At 64.1% G+C, this 22393-nt stretch carries 18 protein-coding genes; 16 read left to right on the top strand and 2 right to left on the bottom strand.

Going from position 1 to position 22393, the window contains the following annotated elements; all coding sequences use genetic code 11:
• Positions 1 to 73 precede the first annotated feature (73 nt).
• The 14 genes from ppsA to PLN84_RS09070 all read left to right on the top strand — a co-directional run bounded on the left by ppsA (position 74) and on the right by PLN84_RS09070 (position 14918).
• Positions 74 to 2365 carry a phosphoenolpyruvate synthase gene (gene ppsA / locus PLN84_RS09135; RefSeq protein WP_292386580.1) on the top strand — a complete coding sequence of 764 codons (2292 nt, stop codon included), beginning with the start codon at positions 74 to 76 and terminating at the stop codon, positions 2363 to 2365.
• The gene (gene mfnA, locus PLN84_RS09130; protein ID WP_292386579.1) at positions 2358 to 3455 is read left to right on the top strand and encodes a tyrosine decarboxylase MfnA; all 1098 of its coding nucleotides are present in this window, start codon (positions 2358 to 2360) and stop codon (positions 3453 to 3455) included. Before ppsA ends, mfnA begins: the two co-directional genes overlap by 8 nt.
• Positions 3448 to 3999: a hypoxanthine/guanine phosphoribosyltransferase gene (gene hpt / locus PLN84_RS09125; RefSeq protein ID WP_292386577.1), complete on the top strand. Its 552-nt coding sequence runs from the start codon at positions 3448 to 3450 to the stop codon at positions 3997 to 3999. The genes mfnA and hpt overlap by 8 nt, the downstream gene beginning before the upstream one ends.
• Positions 3977 to 4930: a diphthamide biosynthesis enzyme Dph2 gene (gene dph2 / locus PLN84_RS09120; RefSeq protein ID WP_292386576.1), complete on the top strand. Its 954-nt coding sequence runs from the start codon at positions 3977 to 3979 to the stop codon at positions 4928 to 4930. The genes hpt and dph2 overlap by 23 nt, the downstream gene beginning before the upstream one ends.
• Entirely contained in the window at positions 4927 to 5538 is a 612-nt protein-coding gene (locus PLN84_RS09115) for an METTL5 family protein (protein WP_292386575.1), read from the top strand. Before dph2 ends, PLN84_RS09115 begins: the two co-directional genes overlap by 4 nt.
• Positions 5539 to 5543: 5 nt before the next feature.
• Positions 5544 to 6713: an MFS transporter gene (locus PLN84_RS09110; protein ID WP_292386574.1), complete on the top strand. Its 1170-nt coding sequence runs from the start codon at positions 5544 to 5546 to the stop codon at positions 6711 to 6713.
• 44 nt (positions 6714 to 6757) lie between these two features.
• On the top strand, positions 6758 to 8407 hold the full coding sequence (locus tag PLN84_RS09105; protein WP_292386573.1) for an AarF/ABC1/UbiB kinase family protein: 1650 nt from the start codon (positions 6758 to 6760) through the stop codon (positions 8405 to 8407).
• A 121-nt stretch (positions 8408 to 8528) separates the two neighbouring features.
• Positions 8529 to 8939, top strand: coding sequence for a PaaI family thioesterase (locus PLN84_RS09100; protein ID WP_292386572.1), 411 nt, complete (start codon positions 8529 to 8531; stop codon positions 8937 to 8939).
• 136 nt (positions 8940 to 9075) lie between these two features.
• A complete protein-coding gene (locus PLN84_RS09095) occupies positions 9076 to 10671 on the top strand; it encodes a CTP synthase (RefSeq protein WP_292386571.1) in 1596 nt (531 codons plus the stop codon).
• Positions 10672 to 10675: 4 nt separating this feature from the next.
• Positions 10676 to 11593 (top strand): glutamine-hydrolyzing GMP synthase, encoded by a 918-nt coding sequence (gene guaA / locus PLN84_RS09090; protein WP_292386570.1) that lies wholly within the window; start codon positions 10676 to 10678, stop codon positions 11591 to 11593.
• A 50-nt stretch (positions 11594 to 11643) separates the two neighbouring features.
• Positions 11644 to 12768 (top strand): acetylornithine transaminase, encoded by a 1125-nt coding sequence (locus tag PLN84_RS09085; RefSeq protein WP_292386666.1) that lies wholly within the window; start codon positions 11644 to 11646, stop codon positions 12766 to 12768.
• Positions 12752 to 13810 carry a histidinol-phosphate transaminase gene (hisC, locus tag PLN84_RS09080; RefSeq protein WP_292386569.1) on the top strand — a complete coding sequence of 353 codons (1059 nt, stop codon included), beginning with the start codon at positions 12752 to 12754 and terminating at the stop codon, positions 13808 to 13810. The genes PLN84_RS09085 and hisC overlap by 17 nt, the downstream gene beginning before the upstream one ends.
• Positions 13807 to 14319 (top strand): adenylate kinase family protein, encoded by a 513-nt coding sequence (locus PLN84_RS09075; protein ID WP_292386568.1) that lies wholly within the window; start codon positions 13807 to 13809, stop codon positions 14317 to 14319. The genes hisC and PLN84_RS09075 overlap by 4 nt, the downstream gene beginning before the upstream one ends.
• Positions 14316 to 14918: a CDP-alcohol phosphatidyltransferase family protein gene (locus PLN84_RS09070; protein ID WP_292386567.1), complete on the top strand. Its 603-nt coding sequence runs from the start codon at positions 14316 to 14318 to the stop codon at positions 14916 to 14918. The genes PLN84_RS09075 and PLN84_RS09070 overlap by 4 nt, the downstream gene beginning before the upstream one ends.
• Before the next feature lie 182 nt (positions 14919 to 15100).
• On the opposite strand, the gene PLN84_RS09065 is transcribed toward PLN84_RS09070, so the two are convergent.
• Both PLN84_RS09065 and PLN84_RS09060 read right to left on the bottom strand, forming a co-directional pair.
• Positions 15101 to 15586, bottom strand: coding sequence for a TspO/MBR family protein (locus PLN84_RS09065; protein ID WP_292386565.1), 486 nt, complete (start codon positions 15584 to 15586; stop codon positions 15101 to 15103).
• A 107-nt stretch (positions 15587 to 15693) separates the two neighbouring features.
• On the bottom strand, positions 15694 to 18045 hold the full coding sequence (locus PLN84_RS09060; protein WP_292386564.1) for a PAS domain S-box protein: 2352 nt from the start codon (positions 18043 to 18045) through the stop codon (positions 15694 to 15696).
• A 792-nt stretch (positions 18046 to 18837) separates the two neighbouring features.
• Here PLN84_RS09060 and PLN84_RS09055 point away from each other — a divergent pair.
• Both PLN84_RS09055 and PLN84_RS09050 read left to right on the top strand, forming a co-directional pair.
• Positions 18838 to 21204, top strand: a complete 2367-nt coding sequence (locus PLN84_RS09055) for a PKD domain-containing protein (RefSeq protein WP_292386563.1) — start codon at positions 18838 to 18840, stop codon at positions 21202 to 21204.
• A gap of 400 nt (positions 21205 to 21604) precedes the next feature.
• Positions 21605 to 22393: kelch repeat-containing protein (locus PLN84_RS09050; protein ID WP_348532016.1), on the top strand; the 789-nt coding region annotated here is incomplete at its 3' end.

Here is a 22393-nt window from a genome sequence, read left to right as displayed (position 1 = left end):
ACATCATATGTATTGATGCTTTTTCCTCCGAAATCTTTTATGTAATGGTGAGAAGTATATGTGTGGTGCGAGCATGAAGGAAATGCCCAACGTATTGTGGCTCGAAGAAATAAAGAAAGAAGATATCATATCCGTAGGGGGAAAAGGAGCGTCTTTGGGCGAGATGACCGCTATCGGCCTTCCTGTGCCGAAGGCGTTTGTGGTGACCGCCCAGGCATTCCGCAAGTTCCTCGTTGAAACCAGGATAGAAGATACCCTCTTCCGCAAACTGGAGCGCCTCGACGTCGACGACAACGGAGCACTGGAATCCGTCTCAAAAGAGGTTCAGGACCTCGTCCTGAGCGTCGAGATACCCGATCAGATCAGGCAGGAGATTACCGACGCATACACCCGGATGGGGGCGAACGGAACGGTCGTCGCCGTCCGCTCGAGCGCCACCGCCGAAGACCTGCCGGAGGCGAGTTTCGCCGGCCAGCAGGAGACGTTCCTCAATATTCTCGGTGACGATGCCCTCCTTGATGCCGTCCAACGGTGCTGGGCCTCGCTGTATGGCGCGCGTGCCATTTATTACCGGGCGAAGCAGGGGTTCGACGACCGGAGCGTGAACATCGCCGTCGTCGTCCAGGAACTCATCCGGTCGGAGAAATCCGGTGTCATGTTCACCTCTCATCCCGTCACCGGCGAGTCCCTAACGATCGTCGAGGGCTCCTGGGGGCTCGGGGAAGCCGTCGTCTCAGGGAGTGTCTCCCCCGACAACTACGTCTTTGACCTGCGCTCCGAGCGGGTGGTCGACAGCCTGATCGCCGAAAAGGAGATCATGATCGTTCCGGAGGGTAAGCACGGAACAAAGATCGTCGAGCTCTCCGCCGAGCAGCGAGTCGCCCCGGTCCTCAACGATGCCGAAGTGGCGCGCCTTGCGATGCTCGGAAAGATCGCGGAGGACCACTACGGCATCCCGCAGGATATCGAGTGGGCAATCGTCGGAAGCGACGTCTTCATCCTCCAATCCCGGCCGATCACGACGATCAAGCGGCCGGAGATCCCCCGTGCCGGTGCACAGGGTACAGGACAGCAGAAAGGCGCCCTCGGCGTGGTGCTGCTGGAAGGCCAGGGCGCCTCCCCCGGCATCGCAAGCGGCCGGGTCGTGATCGTGCGGGACGTCAAGGACACGAGCGCCGTCAAGGACGGCGACATCATGGTCACGAAGATGACCAACCCCGACATGGTGCCGGCGATGCGGCGGGTCAGCGCCATCATCACCGACGAAGGCGGCATGACCTGCCACGCGGCCATCGTGAGCCGGGAACTCGGGACCCCCGCGGTCGTCGGGACCAAGAAGGCGACGAAGGTCTTGAAAGACGGGCAGATCATCACCGTCGACGGGGAGAAGGGCACCATCTACGAGGGAGCGGTCACGGCACCCGCGGCGGCACCGGCAGCCGTCGCGGCAGTCGCAGCGCCCGCCCCGGTGATCACCGGCACGCTCGTCAAGGTGAACGTCTCCCTCCCCGAAGCCGCACAGCGGGCCGCCGCGACCGGTGCGGACGGGGTCGGCCTTCTCCGGATCGAGCACCTCATCCTTGGCCTCTCCAGGACTCCCAGCTGGTACATCGAACATGGCGAGGAGGAGGTGTTCATCGGCGAACTCTACACCGGCATCAAGACGGTGCTCGACGCGTTCCCGGGTAAGCCCGTCTGGGTCCGGACGCTCGACGCCCCGACCGACGAGTTCCGGAACATGGAGGGCGGCGAAAACGAGCCGATCGAGCACAACCCGATGCTCGGCTGGCGCGGGATCCGCCGGGACCTCCGGAGCCCCGACCAGTTCCGCCTCCAGGTCGAGGCCTTCAAGCGGCTCTGGGCCGCGGGCTACGACAACCTCGGCGTGATGTTCCCGATGGTCAACCACCCGAGCGAGTTCATCAAGGCACGGAGCATGATGAAAGACTGGGGGGTCGATGTGGAGACGGCGACCCTCGGCATCATGATCGAGATCCCGAGCAGTGCCATCCTGGTCGAGGACTTTATCAAGGCCGGGATCCGGTTCGCCTCGTTCGGGACGAACGATCTCATCCAGTACACGCTCGCCATCGACCGGAACAACGAGCATGTCGCCGATATGTACGAGCCCGAGCACCCTGCCGTTCTCCGGCTGATCGATTACGCGATCAACGCCTGCCGCGAGCACGGCGTCGAGTGCTCCATCTGCGGTCAGGCCGGTTCCGACCCCGCGATGGTGGCCTGGCTGGTCGGGCACGGCATCACCAGCGTCTCCGCCAACATCGATGCAGTCCCGCGCATCCGTGAGGCCGTAGCGCGAAAAGAGCGGCAGATACTTCTGGATGCGGCGAGACGAAATGCGTGAAGTGGGATGCCCTGAGGAAGATCTCTTCTCCTTCCTCTCGTCGAAACGACGGGAGGACCTCGGGTACCGGAACATCTTAAGTTCGATGTGCACGTCGCCCCACCCGGTCGCGGCACGGGCGCATGCCATGTTCCTCGAGACCAACCTCGGCGACCCGGGACTCTTCCCGGGGACGGCTGCGCTTGAGGGGTTGCTCGTCGAGCGGCTGGGTGCGCTGATGCACCATCCCGGTGCAGGCGGCTACGCCACCTCCGGCGGGACGGAGTCGAACATCCAGGCCTTCCGGATTGCAAAGAAGTTAAAGCCGGTGCAGTTCCCGAACGTCGTGGTCCCGGCGTCGGCTCACTTCTCGTTCCAGAAGGCCTGCGACATCCTGGGGATCGAGATGCGGACGGCATCGCTCGACGCAGACTTCCGGATAGACGCGGAGGCGCTCGACGGTCTTGTCGACCGGAATACTGTCTGCCTCGTCGGCATCGTCGGGACAACCGAGTACGGGATGGTCGACCCCGTCGCCCGCCTCTCTGATCTGGCCGAGGAACGGGACGTCTTCCTCCATATCGACGCCGCATTCGGCGGGATGGTCGTCCCGTTCCTCGATCGGCCGATCCCGTTCGACTTCCGGCTCTCCGGCGTCGACTCCATCTCCGTCGACCCTCACAAGATGGGGATGAGCACGATACCGGCAGGGTGTCTCCTCGTCCGGGACCCGGACTACTTCTCGTCCCTCAACGTCGAGACGCCCTACCTGACGGTGAAGCGGGAGTGCACCCTCGCCGGCACCCGGCCGGGGGCGTCGGTGGCGGCCGCTTTCGCGGTCCTCGAGTACCTGGGGATGGACGGGATGCGGGCGGTGGTCGCCGGGTGCATGGAGAACACCCGGAGGCTCATCGAGGGGATGGAGACGTTCGGCTGCCCACGGGCGGTGACCCCGGACGTCAACGTGGCGACGTTCTCCTGCGACCGCCCGCCTGCCGGCTGGCGGGTCTCGAGAACCCGAGCCGGGCATATGCGGATCGTCTGCATGCCTCACGTCACCCGCGACGTCATCGAGGCGTTCTTAAACGACATGAGTGATACCCATGCTTGAACTGCTGATCCAGTCCCTGGAAGCCTCCCCGGTCATGAAGCGGGGAGAATACAACTACTTCATCCACCCGATCACCGACGGGGTGCCGCTCCTTGAGCCCGCGCTCCTCCGCGAGATCGGGTGCGCCATGGTGCGCTGCCTCGACCTCAAAGGAGTCGACAAGATCGTCGTCTGCGAGGCGATGGGCATCCACATCGGCGTCGCCCTCTCGATGATGACCGATATCCCGCTCGTGGTCGTCAGGAAGCGCCCCTACGGCCTTCCCGGGGAGGTCGCGGTCCACCAGACGACGGGCTACTCGAAGGGAGAACTCTACCTGAACGGTATCGAGGCGGGCGACCGTGTCATCATCATCGACGACGTCTGCAGCACCGGCGGGACCATGCGTGCCCTGATCGGCGCTATCGAATACGCCGGCGCCGAGATCGCCGATATCTGCGTGGTCATCGGGCGGGGCGATGCGGAGATCTGCCGGCCGCTCAAGACCCTGGTCAAGATCGAGGTCGATGAAGACCGGGTGCGTGTCGTTGATACCAGTTGCTGATATCGTCGAGAGGCTCCACGCTCGCGGGGCGCACTCAGTCGCCCTCCAGTTCCCCGCAGGGCTTGCACGCCAGGCGCCGGCGACGGCCGCCGCCCTGCGCCGCGAGGGGTTTGAGGTGATCGTCAGCGGTGACCCCTGCTACGGGGGCTGCGACCTCGCGCTCGACGCCCTTGCGTTCGCGGACGTCCTGGTACACTTCGGCCACGCGCCGGTCGAGGACCGGCCGACCGTCATCTACGAGCCCGTCCGGTTCGACTTCGACGTCGGGGTCCTCGAGGCGGCCCTCCCGCTCCTCCACGCCCGCCGGGTCGGCCTCGTCACGACGGTCCAGCACGTCCACCTCATCGGCGCGATGGCGGCCTATCTCCGCGACCACGGTATCGAGGCGGTCGTCGCCCCGGGGGACGGGCGCACGCCGCTTGCGGGGCAGGTGCTCGGCTGCAACTTCGCCGCCGCACGGGCGACGGGAGCGGATGAGGTCCTCTTCGTGGGGACAGGGGTTTTTCACCCGATCGGCATCCGCCTCGCCACCCATGCACGGGTCGTGGCGCTCGACCCCTACACCCGCGAGGTAGAGGAGGTGGACGCCGACCGCCTGGTCCGCCGCCGCGCCGCGGTGATGGCGAAAGCAGAGGGGGCCGCGAACATCGGGATCATCCTCAGCACGAAGAGCGGGCAGCGGCGGATGGACCTTGCCCGGCGGCTCGCCGCTCTCTCCGATAAAGCCGTCCTGGTCGCGATGCGGGAGGTCTCCCCCGCCGAGATGCTCGACCTCGGGTTTGCGGCCTACGTGAACACCGCCTGCCCGCGGCTCGCCTACGACGACCAGATCCGGTTCCCGGTCCCGGTGCTGACGCCGCCGGAGTTCGAGATCCTCTGCGGGGTCCGGGCCTGGGACGACTATACCATCGACGAGTACCTCGCACCATGAACCTCCGGCAACTGGAGATGCAACTCGAACGCCTTGAGGGGTTCGAGCGGCCGACGGCCCGACTGGAACAGTACCAGACCCCGGCGCCGGTGGCGGCCCGCCTCCTCCACCACGCCGCGATGCAGGGGGCGATCGAGGACCGCCGGGTCTGCGACCTCGGTTGCGGGACCGGGATCCTCGCCTGCGGCGCCGCCCTCCTCGGCGCCTCCGCCGTGACGGGGGTGGATATCGACCCGGCCGCGATAACCGTCGCCCGGAAGAACGCGGAGAAGTTCGGCGTCGCCGTCGAGTTCATCGTCGCCGACGTCCGGAGTCCGGACTTCGACCGGGCGGCTCTCTCCTGCGACACCGTCGTGATGAACCCGCCCTTCGGGGCGCAGAAGGCCCACGCCGACCGGCCGTTCATCGACCTCGCGCTCGAGATCGCGGGCGAGGTCTACGGGATCTTCAACGAGGGCTCGACCCCGTTCGTCGCCGCCTACACCGAAGGCCGTGCGGCAATCGAGGAGGTGATCCGGTGCGCGTTCCCGATGAAGCGGACGTTCGCCCACCACCGCAGAGAGCGAGTGGATATCATGGTTGAGGTCATACATTTACGGCGGATCTGACATCCGTGACTGATAATACAAAACCGGTCTGGGGGCTCTCCGCGGCCCACCTGGTGACCGACCTCTACTCGCCGGTTCTTCCCGCGATCCTCCCGCTCCTCATCGCCGACCAGGGCTACTCGTTCTTCCTCGCCGGGCTGATCGTCACGGTCTACAACCTTACGTCGTCGATGGTGCAGCCCCTCGTCGGCTGGGTCTTCGATACCCGCGGGTTCGCCTTCCATATCAGCACGAGCGTGCTCCTGAGCGCGATCTTCATCTCCATCGTCGGCCTCTTCGACAGTTACGCGCTTGTCCTCGCGTCCGTCGCCATCGCGGCGCTCGGGCACGCCTTCTTCCACCCGAGCGCGCTCGGCACCGTCAGCCGCCTGGTCAAGGACGCGAACCGGGGGCGGCTCACCTCCTACTTCGTCATCGGCGGCAACCTCGGCTACGCCATCGGCCCTATCTGTGCCGGGGTCGCCGTCGGGCTCATGGGCCTTCCGGGCCTCGTCTTCCTCGCCATCCCCGGCATCGTGATGGCTGTGGTCCTCCGGCGTATCCTCCCTCCCCCCGAACGCCTCAAGGTCCCCTTGACCGCCGCCCGGACGGAGCGGCCCGCCTACCGGGCGATCGCCCTCCTGGTCGCGGCATCGGGCCTCCGGGCATGGGCGATCTTCGGCTCGGTCGCCTACCTCCCCACCATCCTCACCCTGCGGGGGATTGACCTTGTGACCGCGAACCTGCTGGTATCCGGCATGCTCATCGCCGGGGTCGTGGGGCAGGTGGTCGGGGGCGAGCTCTCCGACCGCTACGGCCGCAAGGAGTACACGATCGTCGGGCTTGTCACCGCCGTCCCGCCGTTCATCGTCTTCCTCACCACGGGGGGCGTCGTCTCGCTCGCCGCGCTGATGGTCTTCGGGTTCATCCTCTGGTCGACCTTCGCCGTCACCGTCGCGATGGCGCACGAGATAGCCCCCGGCAACGTCGGGCTCGTCTCCGGCCTGATGCTCGGCCTCGCGGTCGGCGTCGGCGGGATGGGGGTCGCGGCCACCGGGTGGATCGCCGACATGACCACGCTCACGCTCGGCCTCATGACGATCCCGCTCGCGATCGCCCTCGCCATCCCCCTCTTCCTCGCCGTCCCCTACCCCTGGAAATTCCTCTCGCGGAACCGGTCTCCCTCCCGGGGATGATCCGGCCCCATCCCTTAAGTAGAAGGAGGGCTGATGCACCCCCGATGGTCACCCGGTTCCAGCGCTACCGGCAGATAGCGGACGTACTTGTCAAGTATGGTTTCGGGATCCTTGTCGAGGAGGTCATACCCGGGGGCAAGCGGTTGGGGCTACTCCACAAAGCTCCGGATGAGAAACGATCGGTCTACAAGCGTATCCGCCTTGCCATCGAGGAACTGGGGCCCACCTACGTAAAGTTCGGCCAGATCATGAGCACCCGCCGGGAACTCCTCCCGCCCGAACTTATCGAGGAGTTGCAGAGGTTGCAGGACCAGGTCCCCCCGGTCCCGTATGCCGAGATCCGGCCGATGATCATGAAATACTGTCCCAACCTCGAGGAGTGTTTCGCCATCATCGAAGAAGAGCCGGTTGCGGCAGCCTCCCTCTCGCAGGTGCACCGCGCGGTGACGAACGACGGCCGCATCCTCGCCCTGAAGGTGCAGCGCCCGGGGATCCACGACCTGATCGAGACCGATCTCCGTATCCTGCAGTCGTTCGTTCCGCGGGTGGAGTCGCTCTTCCCGGATCTCCGGGTATACAACCTGCAGGGAATGGTGGACGAGTTCTCGGCCCAGATTCGGCGCGAACTGGATTTCACCCAGGACGGGTTGAACGCGGAGCGCCTCAAACGGAACATGCGCGACGTCCCGTGCGTAACAGTCCCCCGCATCCACTGGCAGATATCCGGCCCCTGCCTGCTCGCCATGGACTACGTCGAAGGGGTGCGGATCGACGATATAACGGCCATCCGGGCTCTGGGCCTCTTCCCCGAAGAGGTCGCCGAGCGTGGATTCCATGCCTACGTTCAGCAGATCTTCGTCGACGGTTTCTTTCACGGGGACCCGCACCCGGGCAATCTCCTGGTGACGTGCCAGGGCGAGATCGTCTTTCTCGACTACGGTATCGTCGGCGTTCTCCGCCCGGAGAGACGGCGCGTCTTCGTCGATCTCCTCCTCGCCATGACCAGGACGGACGTCGACGGCGTGATCACGGCGCTCAAGAGGCTCGACGTGGCGATCACTCCGGCGAACCTCGATGCCTTGAAAAACGACCTCTACGTGGTCCTGCTGGATTACCGCGAGATGAAACTCGAACGGGTGAACTTCGCGGTTGCAATCCGGGGCCTGACCGACACCCTTCGCCGGTACCGCATCAGGGTGCCGTCAACGCTGATGCTCATGATGAAGGTGATCGTTATGGTGCTGGACATCGGCACCCGGCTCGACCCGTCGTTCAACTTCGACCAGCAGATCCGGCCGTACCTGACGGATATCGCTGCACAGCAGCGGCTCTCCCCGGATAACGTGACGGGTGCGGTGCGGTCCCTGGTGGGCGCGGCGGAGAACCTGCTTGCCATCCCGGGTAACGTGAACGATACTTTAAAGACCCTCTCGGAGGGCACCGTCACGATCGAACTCGATAACCGCGACCTCAATGTGATCGTCGGCGTCATCGACCGGATAAGCGACAAGATCATCATCGGGCTGGTGGTCGCTGCAATCGTCGTGGGCTCGTCGCTGATCCTCCGGGTTGCCGAACTCCCGATCCCGGGCTACGTCTCGATCCTCGCAACCGTGGGCTACATCCTTGCAGTGATCCTGGGATTCTACGCGGTGTACGACGCCCTCAGGCACAGTCGCACCCTCCGGAGGTGAGACCTGAACGCCGCCTCCCGGGGGAGCGGCCTGCCGGGCGGGAGAAACCTGCACGGAGCATGATCTGCGCAAACCTTATCCCGACCGGCTTCAAACCCTCACCCGGGATGAGTGTGGTCGCGTGGGCTACATAGAGGAACTGAAACGGATCGGGAGGGAGGCAAATCCCTTCTTCACAATGATGGGGATAGAAGTGAACGAGTTCGGCGACGGGCGCGCCCGCCTCACGATGGAGGTCCGGCCGGATATGCTGAACGGCGCCGGGTGGCTCCAGGGGGGGGTCTACGTGGCGCTCGCAGACGAGGCGATCGCACTTGCGCTTTACACGCTCCTTGACGAAGGCGAGCGGATCGCCACGATCGACGAGCACACCAGTTTCATCAAAGGCGTGAACGCCGGGACGATCGCCGCTACAGGGCGGGTCATCCGCAAAGGCCGCCGGGTGGCGTTTGCAGACGGGGAAGTCCGGAACGCGGTGGACGGTACGCTCCTTACCCGGACATCGACGTCGTATGCAGTCATAGGCAGATAGCGCCACGAGGGACGGCCGGAAAACCCCTGGTTGTGCCGGCAGGGATTTCCCGAGAGATGTCGGAACAATACATTCTCAATACCGGAGATCACATAATAAGATAGAGATTCCGGAACAATCAGAGGGGAAGAAGAGTTTGAAGTACATCGTTGTAACCGGCGGCGTCATGAGCGGGCTCGGAAAGGGCATCACCACCGCATCCATCGGCCGCCTCTTGAAAAATCGCGGCTATGAGGTGACGGCGGTCAAGATCGACCCGTACCTCAACATCGACGCCGGCACCATGAACCCTGCCCAGCACGGTGAGGTCTTCGTCCTCTCCGACGGTGGGGAAGTCGACCTGGACCTCGGCAACTACGAACGGTTCCTGAATATCAGCCTCAAGTCGATCCACAACATCACGACAGGGAAAGTCTACCGGAACGTCATCGAGAAAGAGCGGCGCGGGGATTTCCTCGGCGCGACCGTCCAGATTATCCCTCACATCACCGACGAGATCCGGCACTGCATCCGCCGGGCGGCGGCGGAGGAGGTCAACGGCAACAGGAAGGCCGAGATCTGCATGGTGGAGGTCGGCGGCACGGTCGGCGACATCGAGAGTATGCCGTTTCTCGAAGCGGTCCGACAGATGCACGGCGAACTCGCGCCGGAGGACATGATCCTGGTCCATGTCACCCTGGTCCCGATGGACACCATGGGGGATTTCAAGACCAAACCCACGCAGCACTCGGTTAAGGCGCTCCGGGAACTCGGGCTGCAGCCCGACATCATCGTGGCGCGGAGCCGCGAGGTGATCACCCCGCAGACGAAGAACAAGATATCCGCCTTCACCGACGTCCCGGTAAAAGCCGTGGTATCCGCAAAGGACGTCCCCGACATCTACCAGATCCCGGTGGAACTGGAGAAAGAAGGGCTTGCGGACGTCGTCTGCAACTACCTGGCCCTCGATAACCGGGAACCGGATCCCGCGTGGTACCGGCTTGTCTCGCAGGAGTACACGAGCCGGGCGACGATCGCCATCGTCAGCAAGTATGGGATCGAAGACGTCTATATCTCCATCAAGGAGTCGCTCAAGCACGCCGGAAGAGCACTCTCCACCGAGGTGAACATACGCTGGCTGGATGCGGAGACCTTCGACCTTCGTGATCTTGCCGACGTCGATGGCATCCTGATCCCGGGAGGATTCGGCCAGCGCGGGATCGAGGGCAAGATCAGGGCGATCCAGTATGCCCGCGAGAACAGGATTCCTTACCTCGGCCTCTGCCTCGGCTTCCAGCTCTCGGTGATAGAGTATGCGCGGCACGTTCTCGGCATCACTGATGCCACGAGCGAGGAGATGGGGGCGGGAACGCACGTCATAGCCATCCTGCCCGAACAGGAGGGCGTCGCCGACCTCGGCGGCACGATGCGCCTCGGGGACTGCGACGTTCGTCTCAAGGAAGGGACAAGGGTGGCCGCCCTCTACGGCAGGACGGAGATCGTGGAGCGGCACCGCCACCGCTACGAGGTGAACCCGGCGTTCATCGGCGACCTCGGAGACGCCGGCCTCGTCTTCTCGGGTTCCTGCGGACCCCGGATGGAGGTCTGCGAACTCCAGGACCACCCCTTCTACCTTGCCACGCAGTTCCATCCTGAGTTCAAATCACGTCCGACAAACCCCTCTCCGCCCTACATCGGCTTTGTAGCAGCATGCAAAAAGAATAAATCCTCTTCCCAGGACCAGGTGAGGTGACAGAATGGTAAACGTTGAGAGATTTATCGACGAGGCAGTCCGGAAGATACAGCAGGCTGCAGGTGTTGAGAAGGTCGTGATGGCGCTCTCCGGCGGCGTGGACTCCTCGGTCTGCGCGGCGCTCGCCGCCCGCGCCATAGGGGATGCCCTCATCCCGATCTACGTGGATACCGGTCTCATGCGAAAGGGGGAGACCGAACGGATACGGTCCCTCTTCGCCGACGTGGGCCTCCTCGTTGTGGACGCAAGCGATGAGTTCTTCCGCGCGCTCGAAGGCATCACCGATCCCGAGGAGAAGCGCAAAGCGATCGGCGAGAAGTTCATCCGTATCTTCGAGCGCGAGGCGAAGCGGACGGGAGCGACGATGCTCCTGCAGGGAACCATCTACCCCGACCGCATCGAGAGCGAAGGGGGCATCAAGAGCCACCACAACGTCGGCGGCATGCCCCTCGATATCGAGTTTAAAGGCGTCATCGAGCCGCTTGCCGACCTCTACAAGGACGAGGTCCGCGACGTGGCCGGCGGGCTCGGGCTCCCGGCAGAGATCCAGCACAGGATGCCCTTCCCCGGGCCGGGGCTTGCCGTCAGGGTGCTCGGTGAGGTGACGAGAGAGAAGATCGCGATCGTCCGCGAGGCGAACGCCATCGTCGAGGAGTGCCTGGTGGAGAAGTTCCACCCCTGGCAGTGCTTTGCGGCGCTCATCGGCCTCGGGACCGGGGTGAAGGGCGATGTCCGGCTCCACGGCTGGATCGTCGCTGTCCGGGCAGTCCAGTCGCGGGACGGCATGACCGCCGACCCGCTGCTCCTGCCCTACGAGACCCTCTCGCAGATGGCAACCCGGATCACCGCCGAGATCCCCGGGGTTTCCCGGGTGGTCTACGACGTCACCCCCAAACCCCCGGCGACGATCGAGTATGAGTGAGTGAGAAGATGCAACAGAAATCACGGGTGATTGATACCCGCGACGTGATCATGGAAGAAGATTCAAGGGTGCTTGATGCACGCTACTACATGCCCGCTTTTTCCCGGACGATGAAGATCGTCCGCGGCGCGGGCTCAAGCGTCTGGGACGACCAGGGACGGGAGTACATCGACTGTGTGGCCGGGATCGCGGTCTGCAGCACCGGCCACTGCCACCCGAAGGTGGTGGAGGCGATCTGCGACCAGACAAAGCGGCTGATCCACTGCTCGAACCTCTACTACGTCCCGAACCAGGCGGAACTTGCGGAGAGACTCGTCGCGATCACGGGGCTCTCCAGAGCGTTCCTCTCGAACTCCGGCGCGGAGGCGAATGAGGGCGCGATCAAACTCGCCCGTGTCAGGACGGGGAGGAAGAAGTTCGTCGCGTTCACCCACGGGTTCCACGGGCGAACCTGCGGGTCGCTCGCCGTCACCCACAAGCCAGCGATCCGGGAGCCGTTTGAGCCGCTCGAGCCCGCCTGCACCTTCGTCGACTACGGCGACCTCGACGCGCTCGCGGCGGCCGTCGATAAGGATACGGCCGGGGTTTTCGTCGAGCCGATCCAGGGCGAAGCGGGCGTCCTGATCCCGCCCGACAGTTTCCTCCACGGCATCCGGGATATCTGCGACGATGCCGGTGCGCTGATGATCGTCGACGAGGTCCAGACCGGTATGGGCCGGACGGGCAAGTGGCTTGCCATCCAGCACACCGGTGTTGTCCCAGACATCGTCACGCTCGCAAAAGGGCTTGCAAGCGGCTTTCCGATCGGCGCGCTCGTCGCCCGCGAGGGACTCGAGTTCGGCAAGAGCGAGCACGGGAGCACGTTTGCCGGCGGGCCGCTCGCCTGCGCTGCGGCGCTCGCGACGATCGGGGTCATCGAGGAGGTCCTCCCCGACGTCGCACGGAAGGGCGAGCGGTTCATGAAGGGTCTTTCCGCTCACAACCCGCGGGGCCGCGGCCTGATGATCGGGGTCTCGGTCGGCGACCGGTGCCCGGCCGTGCAGCAGACCTGCGCGGAGAACGGGGTGCTCGTCAACTGCGCCGCCGACGGCAATCTCCGACTGATCCCACCGCTGGTGATCACGGACGAGGAGATCGACGCGGCTGTCGGTGTCATCAATGCGGCGCTTCGTTAGGGCGTGCTACGCAGGCGCGGCGGGATACTCCTACGCGAAGAAGGCGGAGGACGTCGCGCGCGAGTACGGCATCGACCGGGTCGCCCGGCTTGCGAGCAACGAGAACCCCCGCCCGCCGGCGCCCGCCGCACTCGAGGCGGCGGAGGCGGCTCTCCGGGAAGGGAACCGCTACCCGGACGCGCAGAACCTCGCGCTCGTCGAGGCCCTCCGCCGCTACCACGGCGATTACCGGTTCGTCACCGGCGCCGGGATGGACGGGGTCATCGAGACGGTGATCCGGACGGTCGTCGAACCCGGCGAGACGGTGGCCGTCTCGACCCCGACCTTCTCCTTCTACGCTCTCGCGGCCGCGGCGCACGGCGGGCGGATCGTGAACGTCCCCCGGAGGGAAGACTTCTCGGTCGATACGGAAGCGTTCGTCGAGGCATGCCGGGGAGCGAAACTCGCCTTCCTCTGCTCCCCGAACAACCCCACCGGGAACTCGGTCACGCCGGAGACGGTTGAGGAGATCCTCGACGGGATGGAAGGGCTCCTCTTCCTCGACAACGCCTACGTCGATTTCTCCGATATCGACTACCGAACGTTGATGCGGCGGCACGAGAACCTGATCCTCGGGAGGACGATGTCAAAGATCTTCTCTCTCGCCGGGTTCAGGGTCGGCTACGCATTCGTTCCGGAGTGGTTCGAGCCGTTCTACAACAGGGCGGCGACACCGTTTGCCCTGAACTCGGTCTCGGCGGCGGCGGCGGTCGGAGCGCTCTCGGACCCTGAGCGGGTCCGTGAGACCCGCGACCATGTCCGGGCGTGGCGACGGCGGTTCATCGGCGAGGTGCCGTATCCGGTATTCCCCTCGGACGCGAACTTCGTCATGATCGACGTTGCACCCCACACGGGCAACGAGGCGACGGAACGCCTCGCGGCAAAGGGTGTCCTGGTGCGGTCCTGCACCAGTTTCCCGGGACTCGGCGACCGCTACGTCCGGGTCAGTATCGGCGAAGACTGGGAGAACGAGGGATTCCTCGAGGCGATTAAGAGCATATGATGATCGGGATCACCGGTACGCCGGGAACCGGAAAGACGGCCGTCGCGGCCGAACTTGAGCGGCGGGGGCACCGGGTCGTCCGCCTGACGGATACGGTGCGCCCCTACATCATCGAGGAGGACCGCTGCCGCGAAACAATGGTGGTGGACGTCGACCGGTGGGTCGAGGAGTTTGAGCCCGTTGACGGCATCGTCGAGGGGCACCTCGCCCACCTCCTCCCCTGCGACAGGGTGGTGGTGCTCCGGTGCCGCCCGGACGTCCTCGCTACGCGCCTCGGCCCGCGGAACTACCCCTCAGAGAAGGTCGCGGAGAACGTCGAGGCGGAGGCGCTCGACGTCATCCTGATCGAGACGCTCGAAGAGCACCCGGACGAGCATGTCATCGAGGTGGACACAACCGATCTTGGCGTCGCCGAATGCGCGAACCGGATCGAACGGTTCATTCGGGGAGAACTGCCGCCGTCCTATGGGGCAATCGACTGGACCTGCTACCTGGGGACGGGAAGATGACGCTCGACCAGTTCCGGCCGCAAGTACAGGGCATCATTCAGCCCGTGGTGAACCTGATGAGAAAGATCGGGGTCACCCCGAATGGCCTCTCTCTCGCGTCGTTCTTCGTGTCGGCGCTTGCGGGCATCGCTTTTTACGCCGGGGGGGTCGTGCTCGGGGTTGTCATGGTCGCACTCAACGCCGTCTTCGACGCACTCGACGGGGCGCTCGCCCGGGACCTCGGGATCGCCGGCCGCCGCGGGGACTTCCTGGACCACGTCATCGACCGTTACGCAGACATATTCATCATCACCGGCATCTTTGCCGGCGGCGCCGCGTCCTGGCCGATTGGCGTCTTTGCCCTGACCGGGGTCCTGATGTCTTCCTACCTCGGCACTCAGGCGCAGGCCGTCGGGGTCGGCAGGTTCTACGGGGGCATCCTCGGCCGGGCGGATCGCCTGGTGCTGATCATCATCGCCGGGGTGCTCACGATCCTGATCCCGGGAGAGATTTACGGCCTGAACTACCTCGGCTGGCTCCTCGTCATCTTCGGCATCCTCGGGCATTACACTGCCCTCCAGCGGTTCGCCCACGTCTGGCGGCAGATCGAAAAGCACTGACGCTCTCTCAATGTCGGCGGCGGGGAGACCATCCCCTCGGAAAGAGCGCGAAACAGACAACCGCTATCCATACAGACACCATATTGCGTGAACCTTCGCTGCTATTCTTCAATGCGGCGAGGTCTCGCGCGGGGCTCAAGGGCCGGATGCACTGTGCCTAAAAGATGGGGTGCAGACCACCCCTATGGGTTGAGGACGTAGACCCCGTAGGTGAGATAGGTCGCGAAGGTCACCCAGAGGAGATAGGGCACGAGCAGCACTGCCGCCGGTACCGATACCCGGTAGAAGGCGCCGATCGTCATGAGGATCGCAAGCCAGAGGAGGACGATCTCGATGAGAGCGAAGAACGGTGCCTGCAGGCCGAAGAAGAGGTATGACCAGAGGACGTTCAAGACCAGCTGGACGCCGAAGATCGCCATCGCGACCTTGACATCCTTACGGTCCCACCCCCTGATCCAGACGAGGTAGAGCGCGACGCCCATCAGGATGTAGAGCACCGTCCAGACAGGGCCGAAGACCCATGCGGGGGGGTTCAGGGCGGGTTTTACGAGTCCGGCATACCAGGTAGGGATGGCCGGCATCGTGAAGAGCGAACCGACCGCCGCTGCAAGCAGGCAGACGCCTACCGCCGCAAGGAACTGGATTGCACGGGCGTATACGGATGCCACAAGGCTACATAGCGAATCCTGTCCTCTTAAACCTTTTGCTACTGTGAAAAAACGTCAGCCACGGCCCTGACCGGCAACCGAGGGTGCTCCAGGAGGGAGCGGGAACCTCATTCGCACACCTCCCCGTCCGGATACTCGTCGTCTTCGTCGTCCCCGGAGGGGAGGTACTCGCGGAGGGTGAACCTGAACGCCGCACCGAGGTCCGGCCGCCCCTCCACCCGGTCCTCCACCCGGATCGTGCCGCCGTAGCGCTCGATGAGGGTGCGGACAATGAAAAGCCCGAGCCCGTCGCCGCACCCCTCGACCCATCCCCGCTCGAAGCGGTGGAAGATTGACTCCTTCATCCCGTCCGGAACGCCGGGGCCGGTATCCTCGATCGAAACGAGCACGTTCTCGTCGTCATACTCCTCCACCTTGACCGTGATCCGGACTCGCGGACCGCCGAACTTGACGGCGTTGCGGATGATGTTGGCGAAGACTTCAGAGAGGAGTTCGTCTCCCCAGACCTGGCGGCGGCTGACCCCGACCTCGATCGCAATATCCGGGGAGGCGGCGACCTCCTCCCGGATGACGGCATCGAGGTCGACCGGGCCGAGCTCGGGCGTATCATGGTGGATACGCCGGATCGTCGTGACATTCCCGATGATCTCGGCGCTTTTGCGGACGCTGTTCCGGATCTTCTTCGCGTACAGCGCGGCATCTCCTCCCAGCATCTCGATGAGGAGATCTGCATAAAGGCTCGATACGTTCTCGGCGTTCTTGATGTCATGGGTCATGATGTCGAGGTAGAGGTTCGCCTCCCGGTTCGCCGCCTCGAGTTTCTTGTGCAGCATCCCTTTGAGGATGCCCGACCCGATCTCTTTACCGATCGTCTCTAGAAGCGTCTTCTCCTCACGGGAGAAAGAATCCTTCTCCGCGCTGCCGGCATAGACCGCCCCGACAACGACCGATTCGGCGATGAGGGGGACGCACGCGAGCGCCGAGACCTCGAGTTCTTCAAGAATGCTCGCCTCGATGGAGTTGAGGTCCGAATGCCGCTCGATGTAGCGAGGCTGACCGGCGATGAATATGAAGTTGAACGGCCAGTGGTGGACCTTGATGATGCGGTTTTTGGGCATACACGATTGAGGCATTCCACTCTGGTGCTGGAGCAGGGCTCGTTTCCGCTCGGCGTCGAGCATGTAGACGATCCCGACATGCAGTCCCATCAGTTCCAGCGTCTTCTCAAGCGACTCCTCCAGGAGCTCCGCAAGGGAGAGGGAGGCGGCCGAGACGCTGATGATCTGGTTCAAGACTGTCAGCTGCTGGTTCCGGGTGCGGATATCCTCTTCCGCCCGCTTCCGTTCGGTGATATCCATCACGCCGGCAATCGAACCCTGAAACTCACCGGCATCGTCGCTGAACGGGCAGGCAATCATCAACCCGGTGATGCGGCCGCCCTCCCGGGTGATGAACTCGCACTCGTACTCCTCCCGGGCGCCGTCTCTCCGGAATCTCAGGCGGTCCTCCATTGTTGCAGTGTGCGCGGCCGGGATGAACGAGTGGATGGACCTCCCGATCATCTCCTCCGGGGCGTAGCCGAGCATCTCTGCCATCCGGGGGTTGACAAACGATGTGCAGGCGTCCGGGTCGAGCACCCATATCCCTTCGCTGAGACTCTCGACGACGAGCCGGTACTTCTGCTCGCTCTGCCTGAGTGCCTCCTCGGCATTTTTGCGGTCGGTGATGTCGAGAACACCTGCAAGGCAGCCGGAGAAGGCGCCGTCCGCGTCGACGAGCGGCGACGTGACCACGAGCGCGTGGACCCGCCCGCCGCCGGCGGCGAGGAAGTCCGTCTCGAACTCCTGTCTCTGGTCGGTCCGGCGGCAGAACGGGCTCCCGCCTTCCCCGCCATGGCTGCCGGTATCGATGAACCCGGCGATGGAGAGCCCGGCAAGGCCCCCGGCAGAACGGCCGAGGATCTCTTCCATCGCCGGGTTTGCAAAGGTGATGATCCCGGCCTCGTCGACAGCGACGACGCCTTCGTTGAGGTTCTCGACCAGCCTCCGGTAGGTCTCCTCCGAGTGCCGGAGCGCACGCGCGGCTCTTCGATGCTCCAGCGCATACCTGACGGCCCGGCAGAGGAGTTCCGCGTCCGTCTTCCCTTTGACCAGGTAGTCCTGCGCGCCGCGTTCCATCGCATCGGACACGACAGGGTCGTCGTTCGCGGCGGTGAGCACGATGATCGGCGTCTCCGGCGCCGCTTCCCGCAGGCGGCCGACGATCCCCGCTCCCCGGCCGTCCGCGAGATCGAGGAGGACGACCTCGACCTCGTCGCCCGATACGGCGGCAGGCCCGTCCTCGATACGCTCGCAGTGCGCCAGCGCGACTTCCCGCCCACACCCGGCGAGCATCTCCCCGATACGCCGGACGTCGCCGAATCTCCCTCCGATCAACAACACCCTCAACGGTCCGCTCATGGTCTCACTCACATGCAGGGCCCGGCATCCGCCCATATCGGTTGCAAACTCAGGTATCCCGGCTTGAGGTCGGTTGCCGCTGTGTTTCACGATCATCCACCCGTGATGATGCTCTCCGGACACTCACCCTTCCACGCTGCCGTACAGGGCGGATCAGCAGGCCCGGGGAGAACCCAACTGGCCAGGACAGCACCCCCGGCAGGCACGATCCCCGATCCGCTCCCGGTAATGTATGTACCGCCCTTGGGGAATTTATACCTCATTCTTTAGTCGCGCCCGGGACACCAGCCACGCGTTAACCCCCATGTTCTGGAAGAGGATACCCTCCCGGATGAGCGAAGTAGCGATGACCGCAATGAAGGTCCCGGCGGAGAAGATCGGGCTCGCTATGGCCTGTCGGCACTTAGCAGCGCTGCTGCTCTGAAAGCAGCGTTCAGCATAGCACCCCCTGACCGTAACCTTCGCCGACCGGCCGGGTGTGGTTCTTCGGCGACGAGACGTACAGCGAACCGTGGACAGAAGCGAACGCGAGTCCTGGTCCGACGTTGGTGGCAGCACAGGCAGAACCCGGCGCTCTTCCGCGACTACCATTGGTGCGGTGAGAGACGAAAAACGCTCATCTTTTTCGATCCAGACCCGGCGTGAAAGAGGGATCGCACGCCTGGTACAACCCGATAATCTTGATCTATTTAAAGGGGATATGGCCAGATCTCCGGTAACAAAACCGAACGCATATAGATTCTTACTTCCTTCTAATAGCATATAGGGAATCCTTCGAAAAGCATACCATTGATGACGCTGTGCCTGGTCGCTGCAGCCCTGCTGCTGGTCGGCACCGCAAGCGCCGCCGCACCGGAAGCGGCGTTCTACAGCAGCACGACTTCCGGGGCAGCGCCCCTGACTGTACAGTTCACCGACGCCTCGGCCGGCGGCACACCGGACGGGTGGGCGTGGTTCTTCGGCGACGAGACGTATAACGGGACGTGGACAGAGGCGAACGGGAGCCCTGGGTGGTCGGCATACGATCACACCAGCGTCGTGATGCCGAACGGAAGCATCGTCCTCATAAGCGGCTCCGGGAATGCCGACGTCTGGCGATCGGCTGATAACGGCACTACGTGGGACAAGATTGCGAACAGTCCCTTCCCGTTTGGGTTGCGGCAAGGTCACACCAGCGTCGTGATGCCGAACGGAAGCATCATACTCATGGGAGGGAAGGATTCTTGGCCCGATGTGTATCGCGACGTCCACCAGTCGACCGACGGCGGTGCAACCTGGACGAGGGTTATAAACAATGCCCCCTGGACGGCAAGATATGACCACACCAGCGTCGTGATGCCGAACGGGAGCATCATACTCATGGGCGGTAGTAACAGCGACGGCAGCGGCTTGAACGACGTCTGGCAGTCAGACAATTACGGTGCAACCTGGACGCAGTTGCCCGATGCCCCCTGGGGGGCAAGATATGACCACTCCAGCGTCGTGCTGCCGGACGGGAGCATCGTACTCATGGGCCGCAACGGGGATAACGACGTCTGGCGATCAGACAATTACGGCGTAACCTGGACGCGGGTGGCCGAGCACGCCGAATGGTCGAACCGGCAGGGCCACACCAGCGTCGCGATGCCGGACGGAAGCATCGTACTCATGGGCGGGTATGACAACAACCCGAGGAACGACGTCTGGCGATCGACCGACAACGGCACGACATGGACGCAGGTGACCGAGCACGCCGAATGGCCGGTACGGGCCTTCCATACGGCGGTCGTGCTGCCGGACGGGAGCATCGTAATCATGGGCGGGTTTGGCAGCTCGAACAACGTCTGGCGCCTTGAAACCGCAGGATCAAACGCCCGGAACCCCACGCACACCTACACCGAGCCTGGCACCTACCCGGTAGCGCTGCAGGCGTTCAACGCCGACGGCTACAGCGCCACGCGACAGATCGGTTACATCACCGTCACCGCCGCACCGGTCGCCCCGACGGCAAACTTCACCGGCACCCCGACCTCCGGCACCGTGCCGCTCGCCGTACAGTTCAATGACACTTCGGCCGGTTCGCCGATCGTTTGGAACTGGTCGTTCGGCGACGGCATGTGGCACAACACCACGGACGCGGCGGAGAGGAACGTCACGCACACCTACGCCGCCGCCGGAACCTACACCGTCAGCCTGACGGCCAGCAATGCGGTGGGGAGCGACACGAGCATCAGAACCGACTACATCACAGTCTCCGCCGCACCAGTTCCGCCGGTGGCAAACTTCATCGCCAATACGACCTCCGGCACCGCGCCGCTTGCCATACTGTTCAACGACACCTCGACCGGTTCGCCCACCGCCTGGAACTGGTCGTTCGGCGACGGCGCGTGGCACAACACCACGGACGCAGCGGAGAGGAACGCCACATACACCTACGCCGCTGCCGGAACCTACACCGTCAACCTGACGGTAGATAACGCAGACGGAACCGACATGCTCTCCCGGGCCGGCTACATCACGGTCTCCGCCGCACCGACTCCAACCGCAACCCCGACCAGCAGGCCGGTCTACAGCGGCGGCGGTGGCGGCGGCGGCTCGACGGCCGGGCCGGACGGCGGCTATAACGTCGGTGGGAACTCCGCCGTGAGCAAGGTCAACGTCACCGGCACCGGGCTCAAGACGTTCGTCGTCACCGGCTGGAAACAGCCCTCTCCAGGCTCCGGGATCCCCCCTGCGCCGGGCACCCCATACCAGTACGTCGACCTGGTGCCGGCCCGGTTCGAGACGATCACCGGCGCGACGATCACCTTCACCGTCCCGGCCGCGTGGCTGGATGAGCACGGGTTCACCCCTGAAGATATCGTGCTCTACCACTACAACGGCACGGCGTGGGAGGCGCTCCCGACGACGGTCAAGGGTACCTCCGGGACATCGGTCACCTTCACGGCAACGACCCCCGGGTTCTCCCTCTTTGCGATCAGCGGGGTCGAGAAAGCCGGTGAGGCCATAACGACCCCGACAGCGACAACGCCGCCGGCGACGGCAGAGCCCACCGCGACAGAGACCACGGCCGCTCCGGCCGGCAAACCGGCGCCGGGATTCTCGGCCGGGACAGTTGCCCTTGCATTCGTGGCCGTCCTGCTGCTCGCCGCCGGAGGCTACCTGGTCAGGCGCAGGTAGAGTTACCGGCAGAACCCGGCGCTCTTCCGCGACTATGATTGATGCGGTGAACAGAAAACCCCTTTTTTTAAGACGAAATTGCCACGGGCTATGTCCGCGACCGCGGAGCATCTCCCCGAGATTACCGGGCCCCATCCCGATCAACAGCATGCTCAGGTTCGCTCATGGAGACGGTACCCGCCCGTATCGGCGTAACCTCTGCGCCGACCCGGCTCCACACCCCGGCTGGGAGAATAACCTTAGAAGAGAGCCGTTACGGAAAACTGCCATCCAGGTAATGAGCGTTTGATCAGAATGACCGCAGGGTAGCCGATGTAAAAGCGTAACACTTATGGTGGGTTAAAATACTTATTCAAAAATGTCTGAATTCAAAACGGCTATTTCCTTAACGACGTTTTGCTTGCCGATTCTGGCTCTCCTGCTGCTGATCGGCACCGTAAGCGCTGCCGCACCTGACGCGGCGTTCAGCGGCGCGCCACTCTCCGGGGCAGCGCCCCTGGCTGTACAGTTCACCGACACCTCGACCGGCAGCCCGACCGGGTGGGCGTGGTTCTTCGGCGACGAGACGTATAACGGGACGTGGACGGAACAGACCGATAATGCCGGGTGGTCGAGATGGCATCACGCCAGCGTCGCGATGCCGGACGGAAGCATCGTACTCATGGGAGGTTATGGTGATGGCTATACCGGCGCCTCTAACGACACCTTTCAGTCGACCGATAACGGCACAACCTGGACGGTGGTGAACGCAAGTTCCGGGTGGACGCCAAGATCGGGTCATACGGCGGTCGCGCTGCCCGACGGAAGCATCGTCCTCATGGGCGGGCGGGACAGGGACGGCAACTACCTGAACGACACGTGGCGATCGGACGATGGCGGCGGGAACTGGACGCGCGTGAACGTGAGTTCCGGGTGGGAGGGAAGATGGCGGTACACCAGCGTCGCGATGCCGGACGGGAGCATCGTGCTCACGGGCGGTGACGCTGGCGACGAACTCTCCGACTTATTGTATAACGACACCTGGCGATCGATCGATGGCGGCGGGAACTGGACATGCATGAACGCAAGTTCCGGGTGGGCGGAGCGGTTCGGCCACACCTCCGTCGCGATGCCGGACGGAAGTATCGTGCTCATGGGCGGTGAGGGTGACGACAGCGACCGGCAGAACGATGTCTGGCGGTCGACCGAC

The sequence above is a fragment of the Methanoculleus sp. genome (assembly GCF_035363275.1).
GTDB lineage: Archaea > Halobacteriota > Methanomicrobia > Methanomicrobiales > Methanoculleaceae > Methanoculleus.
Note: the sequence above shows the minus strand (reverse complement) of the source record. Positions and strands in the feature narration are given on the sequence as shown.

What these genes read in the sequence shown, in the direction of transcription:
- PLN84_RS09060 (WP_292386564.1), bottom strand. Translation starts at nt 18,045, where the DNA reads ATGAGCGGACCGTTGAGGGTGTTGTTGATCGGAGGGAGATTCGGCGAC.
- hpt (WP_292386577.1), top strand. Translation starts at nt 3,448, where the DNA reads ATGCTTGAACTGCTGATCCAGTCCCTGGAAGCCTCCCCGGTCATGAAG.
- mfnA (WP_292386579.1), top strand. Translation starts at nt 2,358, where the DNA reads ATGCGTGAAGTGGGATGCCCTGAGGAAGATCTCTTCTCCTTCCTCTCG.
- ppsA (WP_292386580.1), top strand. Translation starts at nt 74, where the DNA reads ATGAAGGAAATGCCCAACGTATTGTGGCTCGAAGAAATAAAGAAAGAA.
- hisC (WP_292386569.1), top strand. Translation starts at nt 12,752, where the DNA reads ATGCGGCGCTTCGTTAGGGCGTGCTACGCAGGCGCGGCGGGATACTCC.
- guaA (WP_292386570.1), top strand. Translation starts at nt 10,676, where the DNA reads ATGGTAAACGTTGAGAGATTTATCGACGAGGCAGTCCGGAAGATACAG.
- PLN84_RS09075 (WP_292386568.1), top strand. Translation starts at nt 13,807, where the DNA reads ATGATGATCGGGATCACCGGTACGCCGGGAACCGGAAAGACGGCCGTC.
- PLN84_RS09055 (WP_292386563.1), top strand. Translation starts at nt 18,838, where the DNA reads ATGACGCTGTGCCTGGTCGCTGCAGCCCTGCTGCTGGTCGGCACCGCA.
- PLN84_RS09105 (WP_292386573.1), top strand. Translation starts at nt 6,758, where the DNA reads ATGGTCACCCGGTTCCAGCGCTACCGGCAGATAGCGGACGTACTTGTC.
- PLN84_RS09070 (WP_292386567.1), top strand. Translation starts at nt 14,316, where the DNA reads ATGACGCTCGACCAGTTCCGGCCGCAAGTACAGGGCATCATTCAGCCC.
- PLN84_RS09085 (WP_292386666.1), top strand. Translation starts at nt 11,644, where the DNA reads ATGGAAGAAGATTCAAGGGTGCTTGATGCACGCTACTACATGCCCGCT.
- PLN84_RS09115 (WP_292386575.1), top strand. Translation starts at nt 4,927, where the DNA reads ATGAACCTCCGGCAACTGGAGATGCAACTCGAACGCCTTGAGGGGTTC.